Below are 16,309 nucleotides of genomic sequence, written 5' to 3' on the forward strand. Positions count from 1 at the left end.
GACCGATTCAGGCCTGACGAAGCACCGCTTAAACGAGACACGGTCGTTGCAACTCCCAAAAATTCTGGGTGTTGCAACGACCGCTAGAACCCAAGGTTCCGGCGTCGGGCCCCTTGCTGTTCCGTGCCGACTTAGCGCCGCTGGGGGAGCAAACCCCGCAGCCTCCGCCATCCCCGGGTGAAGGCCCATCCAACGGCCTTGCCCAATGCCTCCACGGCCCGGAACGGGGCGCCGAGGGCGTGGAACCACCGATGCATCAACGACGGCGGCAGCCAGTCCGCGCGGAAACGCACCAGCCAGCGGGCATTGTTCCGCAACGCCTCGCGGACGACGGCGATGCGCGTCGCCGCTGCGGGGGCCTTGTCCGCCGGGCGGCCATAGCGTTGCCGTTCGAAGTCGGAGGTGAGGCTCGCCACCGCGCGGTGGGCGGCGTCGTCGAGCCCTTGCGCGTCACCCAAGGCAGTGCTGGAGCGGAGCCGGGCGGAGAAGTGCCGTGGCGTCTCGCTGGGGGTGGACGGCACTCCGTAGTCGGTGGCGAGGTCCTGCAATTCTTCCCAGGCGAGTTCGGGGGCAGGATCCTGGTACCCGGGCGGCAGCGCGTCAGCGTCATCCGGAGGTCTTTGGTTCAGGCGGCGCCGCCGCAGGACTGCCCTGCTCAGCCGCGGCGACCACAGGAAAGCTGCCAGCAACACCACGGCGGCGGTGATGGCTCCGATCGTGGGAAGCGGGTTGACACCGGCGGACCCGGAGGACGGCGTGTCCACACCGGGCAGCGGGACGCCGCTCGGAGCCGGCACCGCCGGGACGTTCAAGACCTCTTTCTCGTCGGCGTTGGTGCTGAGGTTGCCGGTAGTGGACGTTTCCGAGGCGTAATCGGGAACGACGCCCCGTGAGGGAGTCGGTTCAAAGGGCACCCATCCCAGGCCCTCGAAGTACAGCTCCGGCCAAGCGTGGGCATCACGTGCGTCCACCTCATATTCGGGGAACGAACCCTGGCCCACCAAGGCCACCGATTCGCCCGTGAGGCGGCCGGGCGCATATCCAACGGCGACGCGGCTCGGAATGCCCTCCGCGCGAGCCATGACGGCCATTGCGGAGGAGAAGTGGACGCAGTAGCCGCTCTTGACGGCGAGGAAATCAGCCAGCACGGACAGGCCGTTGCCGTCATAGCCGTTCTGCACCGGAGCTTGCAGGGAATAGCTGAATTCACCGGAGCGCAGGTACTTCTGGATAGCCAGCGCCTTGGCATAGTTGTTGCCTGCAGAAGCCGTCACGGAGTCAGCGGTCTTGCGGACAATGTCCGGCAGGTTCCCGGGGATCCGAAGGAAGTCGTCGGAGATGCCCCTTGGGGCGTCATTGGCCTGCGACAACGCCTGGGCCGTCACTTTCGCCGTCGCCGAGAAGACCACATAGCGCTGGCCACGGGTGCTGGTCTCCGTGCTCATGATGCTCAACGTCGCAGGATCCCACGTCCAGCGTCCATTGAGGCCGTTGACTGAGGCGGGGGCGAACGGTGCCGGGAGGTAGGGGCTGGTGAACTGGCCGGCGTCGATGGAGGTGACAGCGTTGACGATCTCGTTCTGGACGGTATAGCCGGTATCGATTCTGTCGGCACCGCTACGACGATCACTGGCGCGGTCGTCCGGTGCCCAGGTTTCGCCGTCGAAGTGGTCGATGGTCACCGACCGCAGGTACAAAGGCGACGACGCGCTGGTGGCATAGGTGATACGGCCCGCTCCCGTGGGGCTGCGGAGGCTGTTGCCCAGGGTGATCATCGGATTGAGCCCGTTGGAGGTGCCCCACGGGCTCAGCCGCGAGCCCTGCGGGAAGGTGCCGGTGTCGAACCCGGGGATCGCGAGGGGGACCACCATGGCGAGTGCCAGGGCCAACCCGCCGGTCACCAATGACCGCCTGAACTGCCCCGAACCACGGGCCGATCCCGACTGCAGCCGGGCATCGGGTGCGAACCAATGGCTGCACCCGAGGATCAGGAGGAAGCCGGCCGCGGCCCCTATGAAGCCTGCGACTCCGACGCTTTGGGGCTTGATGGTGGCCGGAACCACCATGACAGCAAGAAGCCCGATACCGCTGGCGGCAGGCATCGCCAATGGCACTGCCAGGGCGTCGATCAGGACCACCAGCAGGCCCAGGCACGCGCAGGTGACAAACACGATCCCCGCGTTGGGCGCCACCGGGGCGCTCTCAGATACCACCGTCTCGGCGGCGCGCTTGATGAGGCGGCCGACGGCGGTGAACGTACCTGTTGTGGGGATGAAGCCGAGCAGGCTCTCCTGCCGGCAGAACGTGAAGCTGAGGACTCCTGCAAGCGCCGCCAAAGCCCCCAATGTCGCAAGCAAAGGCTGTGCACGCATTGCCCGCAGGCCAGCCAGGGTGAGGGCAACCACCACCACCGTGGTGATCAACGGCATCATCCAGGCCCAGCCCCTGAACACCCCATTGAGGGACAGGGCTGCGCCCAGGACTGCGATGGCAACGGAACCCGCCATGGCCCACGGGTACACGCCCGGGCCGCGCGCCTGCGATCGGGGCGGTCCATCAGGCTGGTTCCGGCCGGACGCTCCGGCGGCCTGTGGCGGCGCCCCGGGAGATCCGCGATGCGAGGTGGCAGTCACCGCGGCACCGCCGCTCCACGCCGAACATCCATGGCTGCCCCTGCGGCCGCCACGATCCCGCCCTCGTCGAAAGCCGACCAGGCGGCCGCCAACTGTGTCTTGGGAGTCACGGCAGCAGCACGCCACCCGGCGAGCCTCAGGATCTCGAGGACCTCGTCGTTGCTGCGGGAACTGTCAGTCATGACCAAGGCGAACGCATTGGCCCCATACGCGGCCGCTGGCGCAAGGGCTCTCGCTTCGGCCAGCGTCAGGCTCCCCACCAGGGCGAGGACCGGGCCACGCAAGCGATGGGCTGCCAGTTTGTCCATGAGGTGGTCGTCAAAGGCGGAGTCGGAAGACTCCGCGCCGGAAGCCGGGGTTCCGTCCCGATGGTCAGCTGGGTGGTGGTCGGTCCGGTGGTGCTCGCTGCGGGCGTGCCTTGGTCCGGTGAGTTCAATGGCCGCCAGGCTCTCCGCGATGGCGTGCAAGCCCCCAACCCCGGAGAACTCCTCCGCATCCGGGTCCGGCGCCGAACGCGAGCGGACGAAAGCCGGGTTGCCATAGGCGTCCAGGACCCGCAGCGAGTAGTTCCGTTCGGCCAAGTGGGCGCTGATGGACATTGCCGCGGTCACCATCCACTCGAAGGAAGGGCCCGTCACCAGGTCCGAGTCTTCGTCGTGGCCACCGAACAGCGAGCTGGTTCCTGCGGCGAACGCCGTGAAGCGTTGGTCGAGGATGACCGTGGCTTCCGGGGTGGTGACCGACTCCTCCTGACGCACCATGAGCTGGCCATGCCGCGCCGTTGCAGCCCAGTGAACGCGGCGCATCGGGTCGCCGTGCCGGTATTCGCGGGTCATGATGTCGTCGTCGCTTGGATTGGCCCGGATGCGCGTGGCGGTCACGCCGTCGTTGCCGCGGGCCCCGGCCAAGCCGGTCACGGGAAGTTCGACGGCGGCAGGCGTCACGGTGAGGATGTCGCCGTCGTCGACTGAATGCCGCCGCAGGGATAAACCGAACGGGTCGCTGAACTCCGCCGTGACCGGACCGATCCGGAACTGCCCGCGCTTGCCGGACCGCAGATGATATTCGTAACGGCTGGTGCCGCCCGACGCTGACCGGGCCGGGAACCGGAAAGCCGGGGGCTCCCCGAAACGCGGCGGCAGCTGCTCTTCCATGATCACGTGACCCGTGGAGTACGAAGACCTGGCAACAGCCAGGCGAACGGTTGTTGTGGTGGACGTTTCCACCGTGGACGGATTGAACTCCCGGTAGACCTGGAATTTAGGTTTGAGCACCCTTACCCCGGCAAGCGAAACCAAGGGCAGGAGCAATAACAGGACCGCCAGTGTGAGGAGGTCGCGGCGGCCCATGACGTAGGCGCACCCAAGGAAGACCGCCCCCGCGGCCAGCAGCCCCCAGCCGCGGCTGGTGAAAAGATGCTTGGGGAGTCGATCCACTAATGCCATCCGCTGTGCCTCCTAAACGGCGTGACGGTCCCGGCGCCAGGCACCAGGTGGTTCCTGGGCAACCGGGAGTGAAGCCAGGATTCCCCGCAGGATGCTTTGCGGCGTGTCGCCCGAACTCGCAGCCTTGCGGTCCAGGATGATCCGGTGGGCCAGCACCGACTCCGCCACGTCCACCACATCATCCGGAAGCACGAAGTCGCGACCATCCAACGCCGCCGTCGCTTTCGCCGCACGCAGCAGCTGAAGCAGGGACCGGGGGCTCGCACCCAAGCGGAGACGGGCACTGTCGCGGGTGGCCCGTCCAATGGCCACCGTGTATTCCTTGATGGCCGTGGACACGAACACCTGCTGGACGGTAGCGATCATGGCGGCGACGTCGGCTGCAGTGACCACCGGAGTGACCTTGACCAGGGGAGAGGACGCCTGATGCGTCTCCAGCATCTGGATCTCGGCTTCCTTGTCCGGGTAGCCCATGGAAATCCTGGCCATGAAACGGTCCCGCTGGGCCTCGGGAAGCGGGTAGGTGCCTTCCATTTCAATGGGATTCTGGGTTGCCACCACCATGAAGGGCAAACCCAGTTGGTACGAATGCCCGTCCACCGTGACCTGGTGCTCCTCCATGCATTCCAGAAGGGCGGATTGGGTCTTGGCTGATGCCCTGTTGATCTCATCGCCGATCACGATATTGGCGAACACTGCGCCTGGCCGGAACTCGAATTGCCGCGAGGACTGGTTGTAGATGGACACACCGGTCACATCCGAAGGCAGGAGGTCCGGAGTGAACTGGATGCGCGAGACCGTGCAATCCACGGTCCGTGCCAGCGTCTTCGCCAGCAGGGTCTTCCCGACGCCCGGCACATCCTCCAACAAGAGGTGGCCCTGTGCCAGCAGGACCGTCAGCGCAAGCTTGGCGGCATCGGCTTTGCCGTCGATAACTGTGTTGATGGAGCCCAGAATGCGCTCGCTGGCATCGTGGAAGCGTTCGGCGTCCATAACCTGCGGCCTGTGTCCGTTGAGTGCGGCGCCGTCCCTAGGCAGCGCACTGTAGGCCTCGCCCTGGAGCGGGGAAGGTTCAACGGCGACTTGTCGCTTGGACTCCATGGATTGCCCTTCAGCCGTGGCCGGAACACCAACAATCCACCGGGAGCGCCGCTGGTGTTGGCCGCCTTTCTTTTCCAGCCTACCCAGACAATGGCCGTCGCTGACATAGTGCCCCCGGAATTTATGTACCAACTGGAATTTATCCGGGCAGGGAGTTTCCCCGGCCGGGCATGGCGGAGGTCCGAATAAGGTGGAACCATGTGCAATTCCCTCGCTCCCGCTCCCTACCGTGCTGCCGGCACCCCCGCTGAAACCGAGTCCCGCAAGGAATACCCGCCGGCACCGGAACCACTGCCGGTACCCCTGATGGACAACCACACCCACCTTGATTTCCGGCACGGACTGATCGAAGTATCCGTCAAGGACGCGATGGACTCCGCTGAGGCCGTAGGAGTGCAGGGAGCCGTGCAGGTGGGATGCGATCTTGAATCATCACGCTTCACTGTCCAGGCCGTGGACGCAGATCCTCGGCTCCTGGGCGCTGTGGCCATCCACCCCAACGATGCGCCGGAGTACGCAAGCCGCGGCGAGTTGGAATCGGCGCTGACGGAGATTGAGGAACTTGCCAACCATCCTCGTATCCGTGCCATCGGTGAGACCGGGCTCGATTTCTTCCGGACCCATGGTGAGGGACTGGCCCACCAGAGGTACTCCTTCCGGCGCCACATCGACATCGCCAAGCGGCTCGGACTGACGCTGCAGATCCACGACAGGGATGCGCACGACGACGTTGTGCAAGTGCTCAGGGAAGAGGGTGCGCCGGACCGCGTGGTGTTCCACTGTTTCTCCGGCGACGAGGCACTCGCCCGGATCTGCAACAACAACGGCTGGTACATGTCCTTCGCGGGAACCATGACGTTCAAGAATGCCGGAAACCTTCGTGCCGCCCTCGCGATCGCGGAGCCACGGCGGATCCTGGTGGAAACGGACTCACCGTTCCTGACGCCGCATCCGCACCGTGGACGCCCGAACGCGAGCTACATGGTTCCGTACACCGTGCGGTCGATGGCGGAAGTGACAGGAGATGACCTTTCTGAACTGTGTTCGCGATTGGCCGAAAACACCGTGGACGCCTACGGATCATGGGCCTGAGCGGCCGTTTTTGTGGCCTCGGAGATGCAACGCGAGGATAACGGGCAGGTAGAGGGCTTGGCTGCTTTATAACGGATCGGTTACTGTGTTAAACAAGTAGCCGGGGTCGGGGAAGGCCTTCGGACAACTGATTCGGATAAAACCGGACTCATTAGTTGAATGAAATTTGGCGGCGCAGATGCCGGCAGTAAGGGTGGGACCAGGCTCGTGCCAGGCCCCTCAGTTTTGCGGCTGGCATCACTTTTTGCGCTTTTCCCCGTGCCCGGACGGTCTGAGAGTTATGGGCAATCGTGATCAAGTTCTTCACAACGGATGGCAAGTTCAGCTTTCTCAAAGTTGGTGCCCAGTTGCTGGTTGTTGCAGCGCTGGTGGTCGGAGTTGTCGCCTTTGTCGGCAACAACAAGACAGTCACCCTGAACGTTGACGGCAAGGTCAGCTCCATCCAGACCTTCGGCGGCACGGTTGACCAGGTGGTCAAGGCAGCCAAGGTCGAACTGAAGGACGCAGACCGCGTTTCTCCGGCCCTTGATTCCCAGGTGGACAACGGTTCGGTGGTGAACATCAACCTTGCCAAGGACGTGGCCATCGAATTGGATGGCGCCCGCAAGACCGTCACCACCACCGCCCCTGATGTTGCCGGACTGGTGACTGAACTCGGTGTGGCAAGCTCGTCCGAGATCTCCCAGCCGAAGGAAGCAGCCCTGGAAGTCACCGGCTCCTTCGTTTCCATCTCCACGCCCAAGACCATCAGTGTGGTTGCTGACGGCAAGGACACCAGCACCACCACGACGGCGGCCGACGTCGCCACCGTGCTCAAGGACGCAGGGATCACCGTTGGCGCCAGCGACCGCGTCTCCCAGCCCAATAACGCACCCGTGATCCAGGACATGGTGATCAAGGTCTCACGCGTTGACACCAGCAAGACCGCCGAAGCCACTGAAGAAGTACCCTTCGAGAGCGTCAAGGCCGAGTCCGCCGAACTCTTCAAAGGCGAGGAAAAAGTAACCCAGGCAGGGGTCGCCGGATCCTTGGTCAAGACCTTCAAGCTGGTCCTCGTTGACGGACGTGAAGCTTCCCGGACCCTGGTCTCCAGCAACGTCACCACCAAGCCGGTCGCCGAAAAGGTCAGCGTAGGCACCAAGGCCCGCCCCGTGGCCACGCCCGCCAAGGCAGCAGCGCCCACCTCCAGCGGACCCGCCGGAGCTCCCAACGAGGCTATGTGGGACAGGATCGCGCAGTGCGAATCCGGTGGAAACTGGTCCATCAACACCGGCAACGGCTACTACGGCGGCCTGCAGTTCTCCAGCCCCACCTGGCTCGCCAACGGTGGTGGCGCCTACGCTGCCAACGCCAGCCTCGCCTCCAAGGCCCAGCAGATTGAGATCGCCAACCGCCTCTACGCCAAGAACGGCCTGAGCGACTGGGGCTGCGCGCACGCAGCCTGACCCCTCACAGGCGATACGATACCTAGGTGACTGAACCGAATTCCGAACCCGCCGCCGTCGCGCCTTTGCTGGGCGCCACCGACATCCGACGGCTCGCCGAGGAAATCGGTGTACGCCCCACGAAAACCCTGGGGCAGAACTTTGTGATCGACGGCAACACCATCCGCAGGATTGTGGCCGCTGCTGGTATCGACGCCGGGGAAACGGTGCTGGAGGTCGGCCCGGGGCTCGGCTCCCTGACGCTGGGGTTGCTCGACGCCGCCAAGACCGTGGTGGCCGTGGAGATCGACCCCGTGCTGGCCGGAAAGCTGCCGGAGACCGTGAAGGCCTGGCGGCCCAGTGCGGAAGATCGATTCCATCTGGTCCTCTCCGATGCCATGAAGGTCAAAGAACTGCCGGTGCCACCCACGGCGTTGGTGGCCAACCTGCCCTACAACGTGGCTGTCCCTGTTGTGCTCCACCTGCTCCAGCACTTCCCGAGCCTCCAACACGGACTGGTGATGGTGCAGGACGAGGTCGCCGACCGCCTGGCGGCAACGCCCGGCTCCAAGATCTACGGTGTTCCGTCGGTGAAGGCCGCCTGGTACGGGCACATGCGCAAAGCCGGCGTCATCGGCATGAACGTGTTCTGGCCGGCGCCGAAGATCCACTCCGGCCTTGTGGCGTTTACGCGCCATGATCCGCCCGCAACCCACGCCACGCGTGAACAGGTTTTCGCTGTCATCGACGCCGCCTTCGCGCAGCGCCGTAAAACCCTCCGCGCCGCGTTGGCCGGCTGGGCCGGCAGTGCCGCGGAAGCCGAACGGTGCCTTGTGGCCGCGGGAATCGACCCCACAGCACGCGGCGAAGTCCTGGACATCTCGGCCTACGTCAAGATCGCCGAAGCCCGCCACCCCGTGGACGCATGAACCCGGGCACCCGGAAACAAAGCGGCCTGCCATTCGTGGGCGATCGCTTCCATGCCCGGACCGTGCGTGTCAAAGCGCCCGGGAAGGTCAACGTCTCGCTCAGCGTCGGCCCGCTGCGGCCCGACGGCTACCACTCCGTAGCCAGCGTCTACCTTGCCGTCTCGCTCTACGAGGAAGTGTCCGCAACCAGTACTGAGGCTGAAGGAATCACCGTCAGCATCAGCCCCAACAGCACGCTGGACCTCGACGGCGTGGACATCCCCCTGGACGAGCGAAACCTTGCCTACAAAGCAGCCGCCATCATGGCGGAAATGTCCGAGAAGCCAACGGGCGTCCACCTGGAAATCACCAAACGCGTGCCTGTGGCCGGCGGCATGGGCGGCGGATCCGCCGACGCAGCAGCGACCCTCCTGGCCTGTGATGCCCTGTGGAACAGCGGACTTTCCCGCGAGGAACTCGCGCACCTGGCGGCCGAGCTCGGGGCAGACGTACCGTTTTCGCTCCTCGGAGGCACCGCCGTCGGCCTCGGCGTAGGTGACCAACTGTCGCCGGCACTTGCCAAAGCGCAAATGGATTGGGTCTTGGTCTTCGCGGATTACGGGCTTTCCACGCCGGACGTTTTCCGTACCCTCGATGGTCTGCGGGATGCCGAAGGGGCCGAGGTTCCGGAGCCCGTGGACGTGGATCCGACCATCCTCCAAGCGCTCCGCAACGGGGACCCCGAGACCCTTAGCCGGGTGCTCATCAACGACCTCCAGCGGGCCTCGATCACCCTTGCGCCGCAACTACGGGACACTATCGGCCTGAGCGAAGCACGCGGTGCCCTTGCCGGCATGGTGTCCGGGTCCGGCCCCACCATCGCGTTGCTGGCGAGGGACTCGGTGTCGGCGGGCGTCCTTGCCGAAGAATTGGCCCATAGGGGTCATAATGCCCTGGCAGTCCATGGTCCCGTGCCAGGCGCCCGGATCATGTCCGATACCCTCCTTTAGTACCCCCACTTAGTACCCCCACGCATTCCAGCAGTAGAAAGTAGTACCCATTGGCCCACCTGCTTGGCGGCGAAAACCTCACAGTTTCGTTCGCGACCCGCACTGTCCTCGACGGCGTCACCCTCGGTTTGGAAGATGGCGACCGCATCGGCATGGTGGGCCGCAACGGCGACGGAAAGTCGACGCTCATGCGCCTGCTGGCGCTGCGCTCCACGCCGGATTCGGGCCGCGTCACCAAGCGCGGCGACGTCAACGTCGGTTACCTTGACCAAGGCGACGTGCTCGACGGCGACCTGACAGTCGGCGCTGCGATCGTCGGCGACCGCGCGGATCACGAATGGGCGGCCAACGCCAAGATCCGCGAAGTCATGGGCGGACTGGTAGGCGACGTCGATTGGCACGCCAACGTCCATGCCCTCTCCGGCGGGCAAAAGCGTCGTGTGGCGCTGGCCAAGCTCCTCATCGAAGACCACGACGTCATCATGCTGGACGAACCCACCAACCACCTCGACGTCGAAGGCGTCGCCTGGCTGGCCCGGCACCTCAAGACCCGCTGGCGCGCCAACCAAGGCGCCTTCCTCGTGGTCACCCACGATCGCTGGTTCCTCGACGAAGTCTGCAACTACACATGGGAAGTCCACGACGCCATGGTGGACATGTTCGACGGCGGATACGCCGCGTACGTCCTGGCGCGCGCCGAACGCGACCGCACGGCCGCCGTCGTGGAGGGCAAGCGCCAACAGCTCGTCAAAAAGGAACTCGCCTGGCTGAGGCGCGGCGCCCCCGCACGGACTGCCAAGCCGAAGTTCCGCATCGAAGCCGCCAACGATCTGATCGCGGACGTGCCTGACCCCCGCGACTCGGTGGCCCTCAGCAAAATGGCCACCGCACGCCTCGGCAAGGACGTCCTGGACCTCGAAAACGTGACCCTGGACTTCCAAGGCGGCGAGGACGGCCAGAAGCTGTTCAACAACATCACGCTGCGCCTTGCTCCGGGCGAACGCCTCGGGCTGGTGGGCGTCAACGGTGCAGGCAAATCCACTTTGTTGAAGCTGCTCAACGGTGAAATCCAGCCGAGCTCCGGCAAGGTCAAGCGCGGCAAGACCGTTGTGACGGCCGTGCTCACGCAGGACGTCAAGGAATTGGACGAAGTCTCCGACCTTCGCGTCATCGAGGTCATCGAACGCGAAAAGCGGTCCTTCAACGTTGACGGCAAGGAATTCACGGCCGGACAGCTCGTGGAGCAACTCGGGTTCACCAAGGAAAAGCAGTGGACGCCGGTCAGTGACCTCTCCGGTGGTGAACGACGACGACTCCAGCTCCTGCGCCTGCTGGTAGGGGAGCCCAACGTCCTGATGCTCGACGAACCTACCAACGACCTCGACACCGACACCCTTGCCGCCGTCGAAGACGTCCTGGACGGTTGGCCCGGGACGCTCGTAGTAGTCAGCCACGACCGCTACCTCCTGGAACGCGTCACGGACAACCAGATGGCGCTCCTCGGCGACGGCAAGCTCCGCGGCCTTCCCGGCGGCGTCGACCAATACCTCGAACTGCGTGAAGCGGCACTCGCATCGGGCGCCGTCCGAAGTGGCCAGAGCTCCCCGGCGTCTGCCAGCGGTACTTCGTCGTCCGCTGAGGCTCCGTCCGGCGCCAGCGAAGCCGAAAAACGCGAAGCCCGCAAGGACCTCAACAGGATCGACCGCCAACTCGGCAAGATCTCCCAGCAGGAAGAGAAGCTTCACACCCAGATGGCAGCGAAGTCCGAATCAGGGGACTTCGACGCCCTGGGCGAGCTCAACGCCAAGCTGCAGGAGTTGCTCGAAGAAAAAGAGGGCCTGGAGCTGGAGTGGCTGGAGGCCGCTGAAACTATCGGCGAGTAGGGCTTACCGCCGCGGGTGGCGGCCCGCGCCGTTTCCGACGCTCTTTCACTTCCCGCGGGTTTTTGCGTGACGCTCGTTCACGTCCCGCCGGTTTGTGGGTGATGCTCGTTCATGTCCCGCCGGTTTGTGGGTGATGCTCTTTCACCTCCCGGTCTCTGGCTCTGGTTCGTAGCCGATGAGCCAGTGGAGGCCGTGACGGTCGATGACCTGTCCGTCGGTGGCGCCCCAAGGTTTTGGACCGAGTGGGTCCACCACGCGGCCTCCTTCGGAGAGCCTGTCGAACCACGTGTGGAGGACGTCGGGTTTCGCTGCTCCCAGCAACGACAGCATGAGGCCTTCCATCTGGACGCTCTTCTCGCCTTCTGCCGCATCCGATCCGGCCAGGGCGACCAGGCCACTGAGCACCCCATGCGCGACGGCGTCCGACGGGCCGTCGCTGCGGCCAAAGTCCTCGTAAGAGTGAAGGGAAAGCTCTCCATCAAAGACATCAGCGTAGAAGCTGAGCGCCTCCCTGGCCGTCCCAGGGAAGCTGATATAGATCTGGGGCGCTGTCATGATCACATCCTACAAAGCAGACACAGGCCGGCCGCCGGATGGTGTTGGGATGCGGCAGAGGGGCCGCCGGATGGTGTTGGGATGTGGGAGAGGGTTTGGCGGCAACGGGTTGGGATGTGGGAGAGGGTTTGGTGGCAACGGGTGGGATGTGAGGCAGCGTAGGGCGGGTGGTGTTGGGATGTGGGAGAGGGTTTGGTGGCAACGGCGTGGGATGTGGGAGAGGGTTTGGTGGCAACGTGTTGGGATGTGGGAGAGGGTTTGGTGGCAACGGCGTGGGATGTGGGAGAGGGTTTGGCGGCGACGGGGCAGGATGTGGCAGAGGGTTTAGCGGCGACGAAGGAGCAGCACGCAGAGGATGCCTGGCTCGGCGCGGACGGTGGCACGATGGCCCGATGCGGGAGAGGGCTGCTTAGCCTTCAGAGCGCAGTTCGGGCTCTTTTTGCAGCCCGGTCAATCCGTTCCAGGCCAGGTTCACCAGGTGAGCGGCAACGGCCCGTTTGTCCGGTTGCCGGCTGTCGAGCCACCACTGGCCGGTCATTGCGACCATGCCCACGAGCATCTGCGCGTACATGGCGCCATCTGCCGCACTGAATCCCCGCCGTGCGAACTCGTCGGAGAGCAGGTGTTCCACCCTGGCTGTGACGTGCGAGAGCAACGTGGAGAAGGCGCCTTCGGGTTGTGACGGAGGTGCGTCCCGCATGAGGATCCGGAAACCGTCGGTCCTGTCTTCGATGTAGCCAAGGAGCGCCAGTGCGGCCCTTTCGACCAGCACCCGGGGTTTGGCGTCGGTACTGAGGGCCTCGGTGATGGAGTCCAGGAGGACTCGGAATTCGGTCTCCACAACCTGGCGGTACAGGCCTTCCTTGGAGCCGAAATGCTCGTAGATCACAGGCTTGGAAACTCCGGCCGTGGCAGCGATTTCCTCAATGGTGGTGCCGTCGAGTCCACGGGCCGCGAAGAGTGCCCGGCCGATCCCCACCAGTTGCGATTTACGCTGCTGCCCGGTCATCCTGACGCGCACTGCCGGACCGATCGAGACGTGTTCGACGGGCTCGGAAGCCGCCGTGGGCCGGGGGATTTCAGTGCGCTTACTCACGTGACCATCATGCCCTAAATGCCTTCCGGAGCAGGGGAAGGGCGGGTCCGGGAATGCTCCGGCGAGGCTCCGTGGAACCACCAACGGGCCGTCAAGTCGCGAAGCACGCAATGGTCATGGCAAACTAGATTCTTGTGTGTGCATCCCGGTGACACGGGAAACCCGTCAGGCCTTGCCGTCTGGTGGGGTGAAGCATGCACGGTCCGCTCTGGTGTAATGGCAGCACCCCGGCCTTTGGAGCCGTGGAGTATAGGTTCGAATCCTATGGGCGGAACGGTCGGAAAACGCGCTCCTCTCTGTACCTGGAACGGCCTGAACGGTGCCTGGGTCCATTGTTGGATGGCAGCATTCCGAAGCCGGGTAACCCGGGACATACCGAGCAAGGAGAGCCAGTACGTGAGCCCCGAAACCACCGGTCCCGCAGCGGTCATAGTTTTGGCCGCAGGTGCCGGAACGCGCATGAAGTCGCGGACTCCCAAAATTCTCCACGAAATCGGTGGCCGCTCCATGGTGGGCCACGCTCTCCTCGCTGCCCGCTCCATCAGCCCGCTCAAGCTGGCCTTGGTTGTCCGCCACGAGCGCGACCGCGTAGCTGAGCACGTTACGGCTTTGGATCCGGAAGCCCTCATTGTTGACCAGGATGACGTTCCCGGCACTGGCCGCGCGGTGGAAGTCGCGCTGAACGCCCTCGACGCCGACACCGGACTTACCGGCACCGTGGTTGTCACCTACGGCGATGTGCCCCTGCTGACCGGCGAGCTCTTGGGCGAACTTGTAGCAACGCACGAGGCCGAGGGCAACGCCGTCACGGTCCTCACCGCAGTGCTGGATGACGCCGCAGGCTACGGCCGTATCCTCCGTGCCGAAGACGGCACCGTCACCGGCATCCGTGAGCACAAGGATGCCTCCGAAACGGAGCGCGCCATCCGCGAGGTCAACTCCGGCATCTACGCTTTCGACGCCGCCGTGCTGCGGTCCGCGCTGGCGAAGGTGACCACCGACAACGCCCAGGGCGAGATGTACCTCACCGACGTCCTCGGCCTGGCGCGTGACGCAGGTGGCCGTGTTGCCGCCGTCGTGACTGAAGACCGCTGGCAGGTAGAAGGTGCCAACGACCGCATTCAGCTTTCGGCCTTGGGCTCCGAGCACAACCGCCGCATCATCGAATCCTGGATGCGCGCCGGAGTGACCGTCGTAGACCCGTCCACGACGTGGATCGACTCCACCGTCACCCTCGACGAAGACGTCCGTCTCCTGCCCAACACGCAACTGCACGGTTCCACCACTGTGGCGCGCGACGCCGTCGTCGGTCCCGATACAACGCTGACGGACGTCAACGTTGGCGAGGGCGCCAAGGTGACACGCACGCACGGCTCCGGCTCCACGATTGGTGCCAAGGCAAGCGTCGGACCGTTCACGTACCTTCGGCCGGGAACGGTGCTAGGGGAGACGGGCAAGATCGGTGCGTTCTATGAGACCAAGAACGTGACGATCGGCCGTGGTTCCAAGCTTTCCCACCTCGGCTACGCCGGTGACGCTGAAATCGGCGAGGACACGAACATCGGTTGCGGCAACATCACCGCCAACTACGACGGCGAGAAGAAGCACCGCACGGTGATCGGCTCGGGTGTCCGTACCGGTTCCAACACGGTCTTCGTGGCTCCCGTCACCGTGGGCGACGGCGCCTACAGCGGTGCCGGTGCCGTGATCCGCAAGGACGTTCCCGCCGGAGCCCTCGCTCTCAGCATGGCTGCGCAGCGGAACGCCGAGGGTTGGGTTCTTGCCAACCGCCCGGGCAGCGCCTCCGCGGAATTGGCCCAGGCCGCGCAGGAATCCCGGCTGACCTCCGCCTCCATATCCTCACAATCCCCGGCAACCATAGAAGAGGGCAAATAGGCATGAGCGAAATTACCGCACACGGAGAGAAGAAACTGATTCTCGCCGCCGGACGGGCGCATCCGGAGCTGGCGCAGGAAATCGCGAAGGAGCTGGAGACCGAGCTCCTGCCCATCGACGCCTACGACTTCGCCAATGGGGAAATCTACGTCCGTTCGGCCGAGAGCGTGCGAGGCACGGATGCCTTCGTCATCCAGGCCCACCCGGCTCCGCTGAACAACTGGCTCATGGAGCAGTTGATCATGATCGACTCGCTCAAGCGCGCCTCCGCCAAGAGGATCACCGTTGTTTCGCCGTTCTACCCGTATTCCCGCCAGGACAAGAAGGGCCGTGGCCGCGAGCCCATCTCTGCGCGTCTGGTAGCGGACCTTTACAAGACTGCCGGCGCCGACCGCATCATGTCCGTGGACCTGCACACCTCCCAGATCCAGGGCTTCTTCGATGGCCCCGTAGACCACTTGATGGCCATCCCGCTGCTGGCCGACTACATCCGCACCAAGGTGGAAGAGGACAACATCACCGTTGTTTCCCCCGACACCGGACGCGTCCGCGTCGCCGAGCAGTGGGCCGAGCGCCTGGGCGGTGCCCCCCTCGCGTTCGTCCACAAGAGCCGCGACCTCACTGTTCCCAACCAGGCCGTGTCCAAGACCGTTGTTGGCCAGGTTGAAGGCCGCACATGCGTCCTGATCGACGACATGATTGACACCGGTGGAACCATCTCCGGCGCCGTCCAGGTGCTGAAGAACGCCGGTGCAAAGGACGTCATCATCGCCTGCACCCACGCCGTCTTCTCCGAGCCTGCAGCCCAGCGCCTGGCTGAGTCCGGCGCCCGCGAGGTCGTTGTGACCAACACGCTGCCCATCCCGGCCGAGAAGCGCTTCCCGCAGCTGACGGTGTTGTCGATCGCGCCGTTGATTGCACGCGCCATCCGTGAAGTGTTCGACGACGGTTCGGTCACCAGCCTGTTCGACGGCAAGGCCTAAGACCGCCTGAATCAGAACGGGTCATCCGCCGCCTCCGGGCGTGCGGGTGGCCCGTTTTTTGTCCTCGTTTTCCTGATACAGGCAACCCGCTGCTAAACTCTTGGGGATACCTTGGCGAGGGAGAGCACATCCGGTTCGCATTTTGTGAACCAGGGTTGCGGGTCTCCGTTATCGACTGGGTCTGCATCTCCTTCGACACAGGCGGGATGGCTGCTGGACGGCCACGAATCGCCGGGCGTAGAAGGTCTCCAGACCTCCGCCCTTGCTGATCGACCAGCCCGGA

At 64.7% G+C, this 16,309-nt stretch carries 12 protein-coding genes and 1 tRNA gene; 8 read left to right on the forward strand and 5 right to left on the reverse strand.

Annotated features, from left to right (window positions below; translation table 11 throughout):
• Positions 1-131: 131 nt before the first annotated feature.
• The 3 genes from ACFRJ9_RS20410 to ACFRJ9_RS20420 are packed head-to-tail and all read right to left on the reverse strand — an operon-like array spanning position 132 to position 5,179.
• Complete coding sequence (locus tag ACFRJ9_RS20410) at positions 132-2,633, reverse strand: DUF3488 and DUF4129 domain-containing transglutaminase family protein (RefSeq protein WP_377671785.1); 2,502 nt, start codon at positions 2,631-2,633, stop codon at positions 132-134.
• Positions 2,630-4,078 carry a DUF58 domain-containing protein gene (locus ACFRJ9_RS20415; protein WP_377671787.1) on the reverse strand — a complete coding sequence of 483 codons (1,449 nt, stop codon included), beginning with the start codon at positions 4,076-4,078 and terminating at the stop codon, positions 2,630-2,632. Before ACFRJ9_RS20415 ends, ACFRJ9_RS20410 begins: the two co-directional genes overlap by 4 nt.
• A gap of 12 nt (positions 4,079-4,090) precedes the next feature.
• The gene (locus ACFRJ9_RS20420; RefSeq protein ID WP_377671789.1) at positions 4,091-5,179 is read right to left on the reverse strand and encodes an AAA family ATPase; all 1,089 of its coding nucleotides are present in this window, start codon (positions 5,177-5,179) and stop codon (positions 4,091-4,093) included.
• Between the two features lie 198 nt (positions 5,180-5,377).
• Between ACFRJ9_RS20420 and ACFRJ9_RS20425 the strand changes: the two genes are divergently transcribed.
• The 5 genes from ACFRJ9_RS20425 (at position 5,378) to ACFRJ9_RS20445 (ending at position 11,496) form a co-directional block, all read left to right on the forward strand.
• Entirely contained in the window at positions 5,378-6,271 is an 894-nt protein-coding gene (locus ACFRJ9_RS20425; RefSeq protein WP_377671791.1) for a TatD family hydrolase, read from the forward strand.
• A 290-nt stretch (positions 6,272-6,561) separates the two neighbouring features.
• Complete coding sequence (locus ACFRJ9_RS20430; protein WP_377671793.1) at positions 6,562-7,716, forward strand: transglycosylase family protein; 1,155 nt, start codon at positions 6,562-6,564, stop codon at positions 7,714-7,716.
• 26 nt (positions 7,717-7,742) lie between these two features.
• Positions 7,743-8,624 carry a 16S rRNA (adenine(1518)-N(6)/adenine(1519)-N(6))-dimethyltransferase RsmA gene (rsmA, locus tag ACFRJ9_RS20435; RefSeq protein WP_377671795.1) on the forward strand — a complete coding sequence of 294 codons (882 nt, stop codon included), beginning with the start codon at positions 7,743-7,745 and terminating at the stop codon, positions 8,622-8,624.
• Positions 8,621-9,613 (forward strand): 4-(cytidine 5'-diphospho)-2-C-methyl-D-erythritol kinase, encoded by a 993-nt coding sequence (locus tag ACFRJ9_RS20440; RefSeq protein WP_377671797.1) that lies wholly within the window; start codon positions 8,621-8,623, stop codon positions 9,611-9,613. The genes rsmA and ACFRJ9_RS20440 overlap by 4 nt, the downstream gene beginning before the upstream one ends.
• Before the next feature lie 50 nt (positions 9,614-9,663).
• Positions 9,664-11,496, forward strand: a complete 1,833-nt coding sequence (locus tag ACFRJ9_RS20445) for an ABC-F family ATP-binding cassette domain-containing protein (RefSeq protein WP_377671800.1) — start codon at positions 9,664-9,666, stop codon at positions 11,494-11,496.
• A 141-nt stretch (positions 11,497-11,637) separates the two neighbouring features.
• Here ACFRJ9_RS20445 and ACFRJ9_RS20450 read toward each other — a convergent pair whose 3' ends face one another.
• Together ACFRJ9_RS20450 and ACFRJ9_RS20455 are read right to left on the reverse strand one after the other, a co-directional pair.
• A complete protein-coding gene (locus ACFRJ9_RS20450; RefSeq protein WP_377671803.1) occupies positions 11,638-12,051 on the reverse strand; it encodes a VOC family protein in 414 nt (137 codons plus the stop codon).
• Between the two features lie 409 nt (positions 12,052-12,460).
• Complete coding sequence (locus ACFRJ9_RS20455) at positions 12,461-13,060, reverse strand: TetR/AcrR family transcriptional regulator (RefSeq protein WP_377671936.1); 600 nt, start codon at positions 13,058-13,060, stop codon at positions 12,461-12,463.
• A gap of 289 nt (positions 13,061-13,349) precedes the next feature.
• Here ACFRJ9_RS20455 and ACFRJ9_RS20460 point away from each other — a divergent pair.
• The 3 genes from ACFRJ9_RS20460 to ACFRJ9_RS20470 all read left to right on the forward strand — a co-directional run bounded on the left by ACFRJ9_RS20460 (position 13,350) and on the right by ACFRJ9_RS20470 (position 16,026).
• Positions 13,350-13,421, forward strand: a tRNA-Gln gene (locus tag ACFRJ9_RS20460).
• Positions 13,422-13,543: 122 nt separating this feature from the next.
• A complete protein-coding gene (gene glmU / locus ACFRJ9_RS20465) occupies positions 13,544-15,043 on the forward strand; it encodes a bifunctional UDP-N-acetylglucosamine diphosphorylase/glucosamine-1-phosphate N-acetyltransferase GlmU (protein ID WP_377671805.1) in 1,500 nt (499 codons plus the stop codon).
• Positions 15,044-15,045: 2 nt separating this feature from the next.
• Positions 15,046-16,026 (forward strand): ribose-phosphate diphosphokinase, encoded by a 981-nt coding sequence (locus ACFRJ9_RS20470; RefSeq protein ID WP_377671808.1) that lies wholly within the window; start codon positions 15,046-15,048, stop codon positions 16,024-16,026.
• Positions 16,027-16,309 lie beyond the last annotated feature (283 nt).

The sequence above is a fragment of the Paenarthrobacter sp. NPDC056912 genome (assembly GCF_042786555.1).
Lineage (GTDB): Bacteria > Actinomycetota > Actinomycetes > Actinomycetales > Micrococcaceae > Arthrobacter.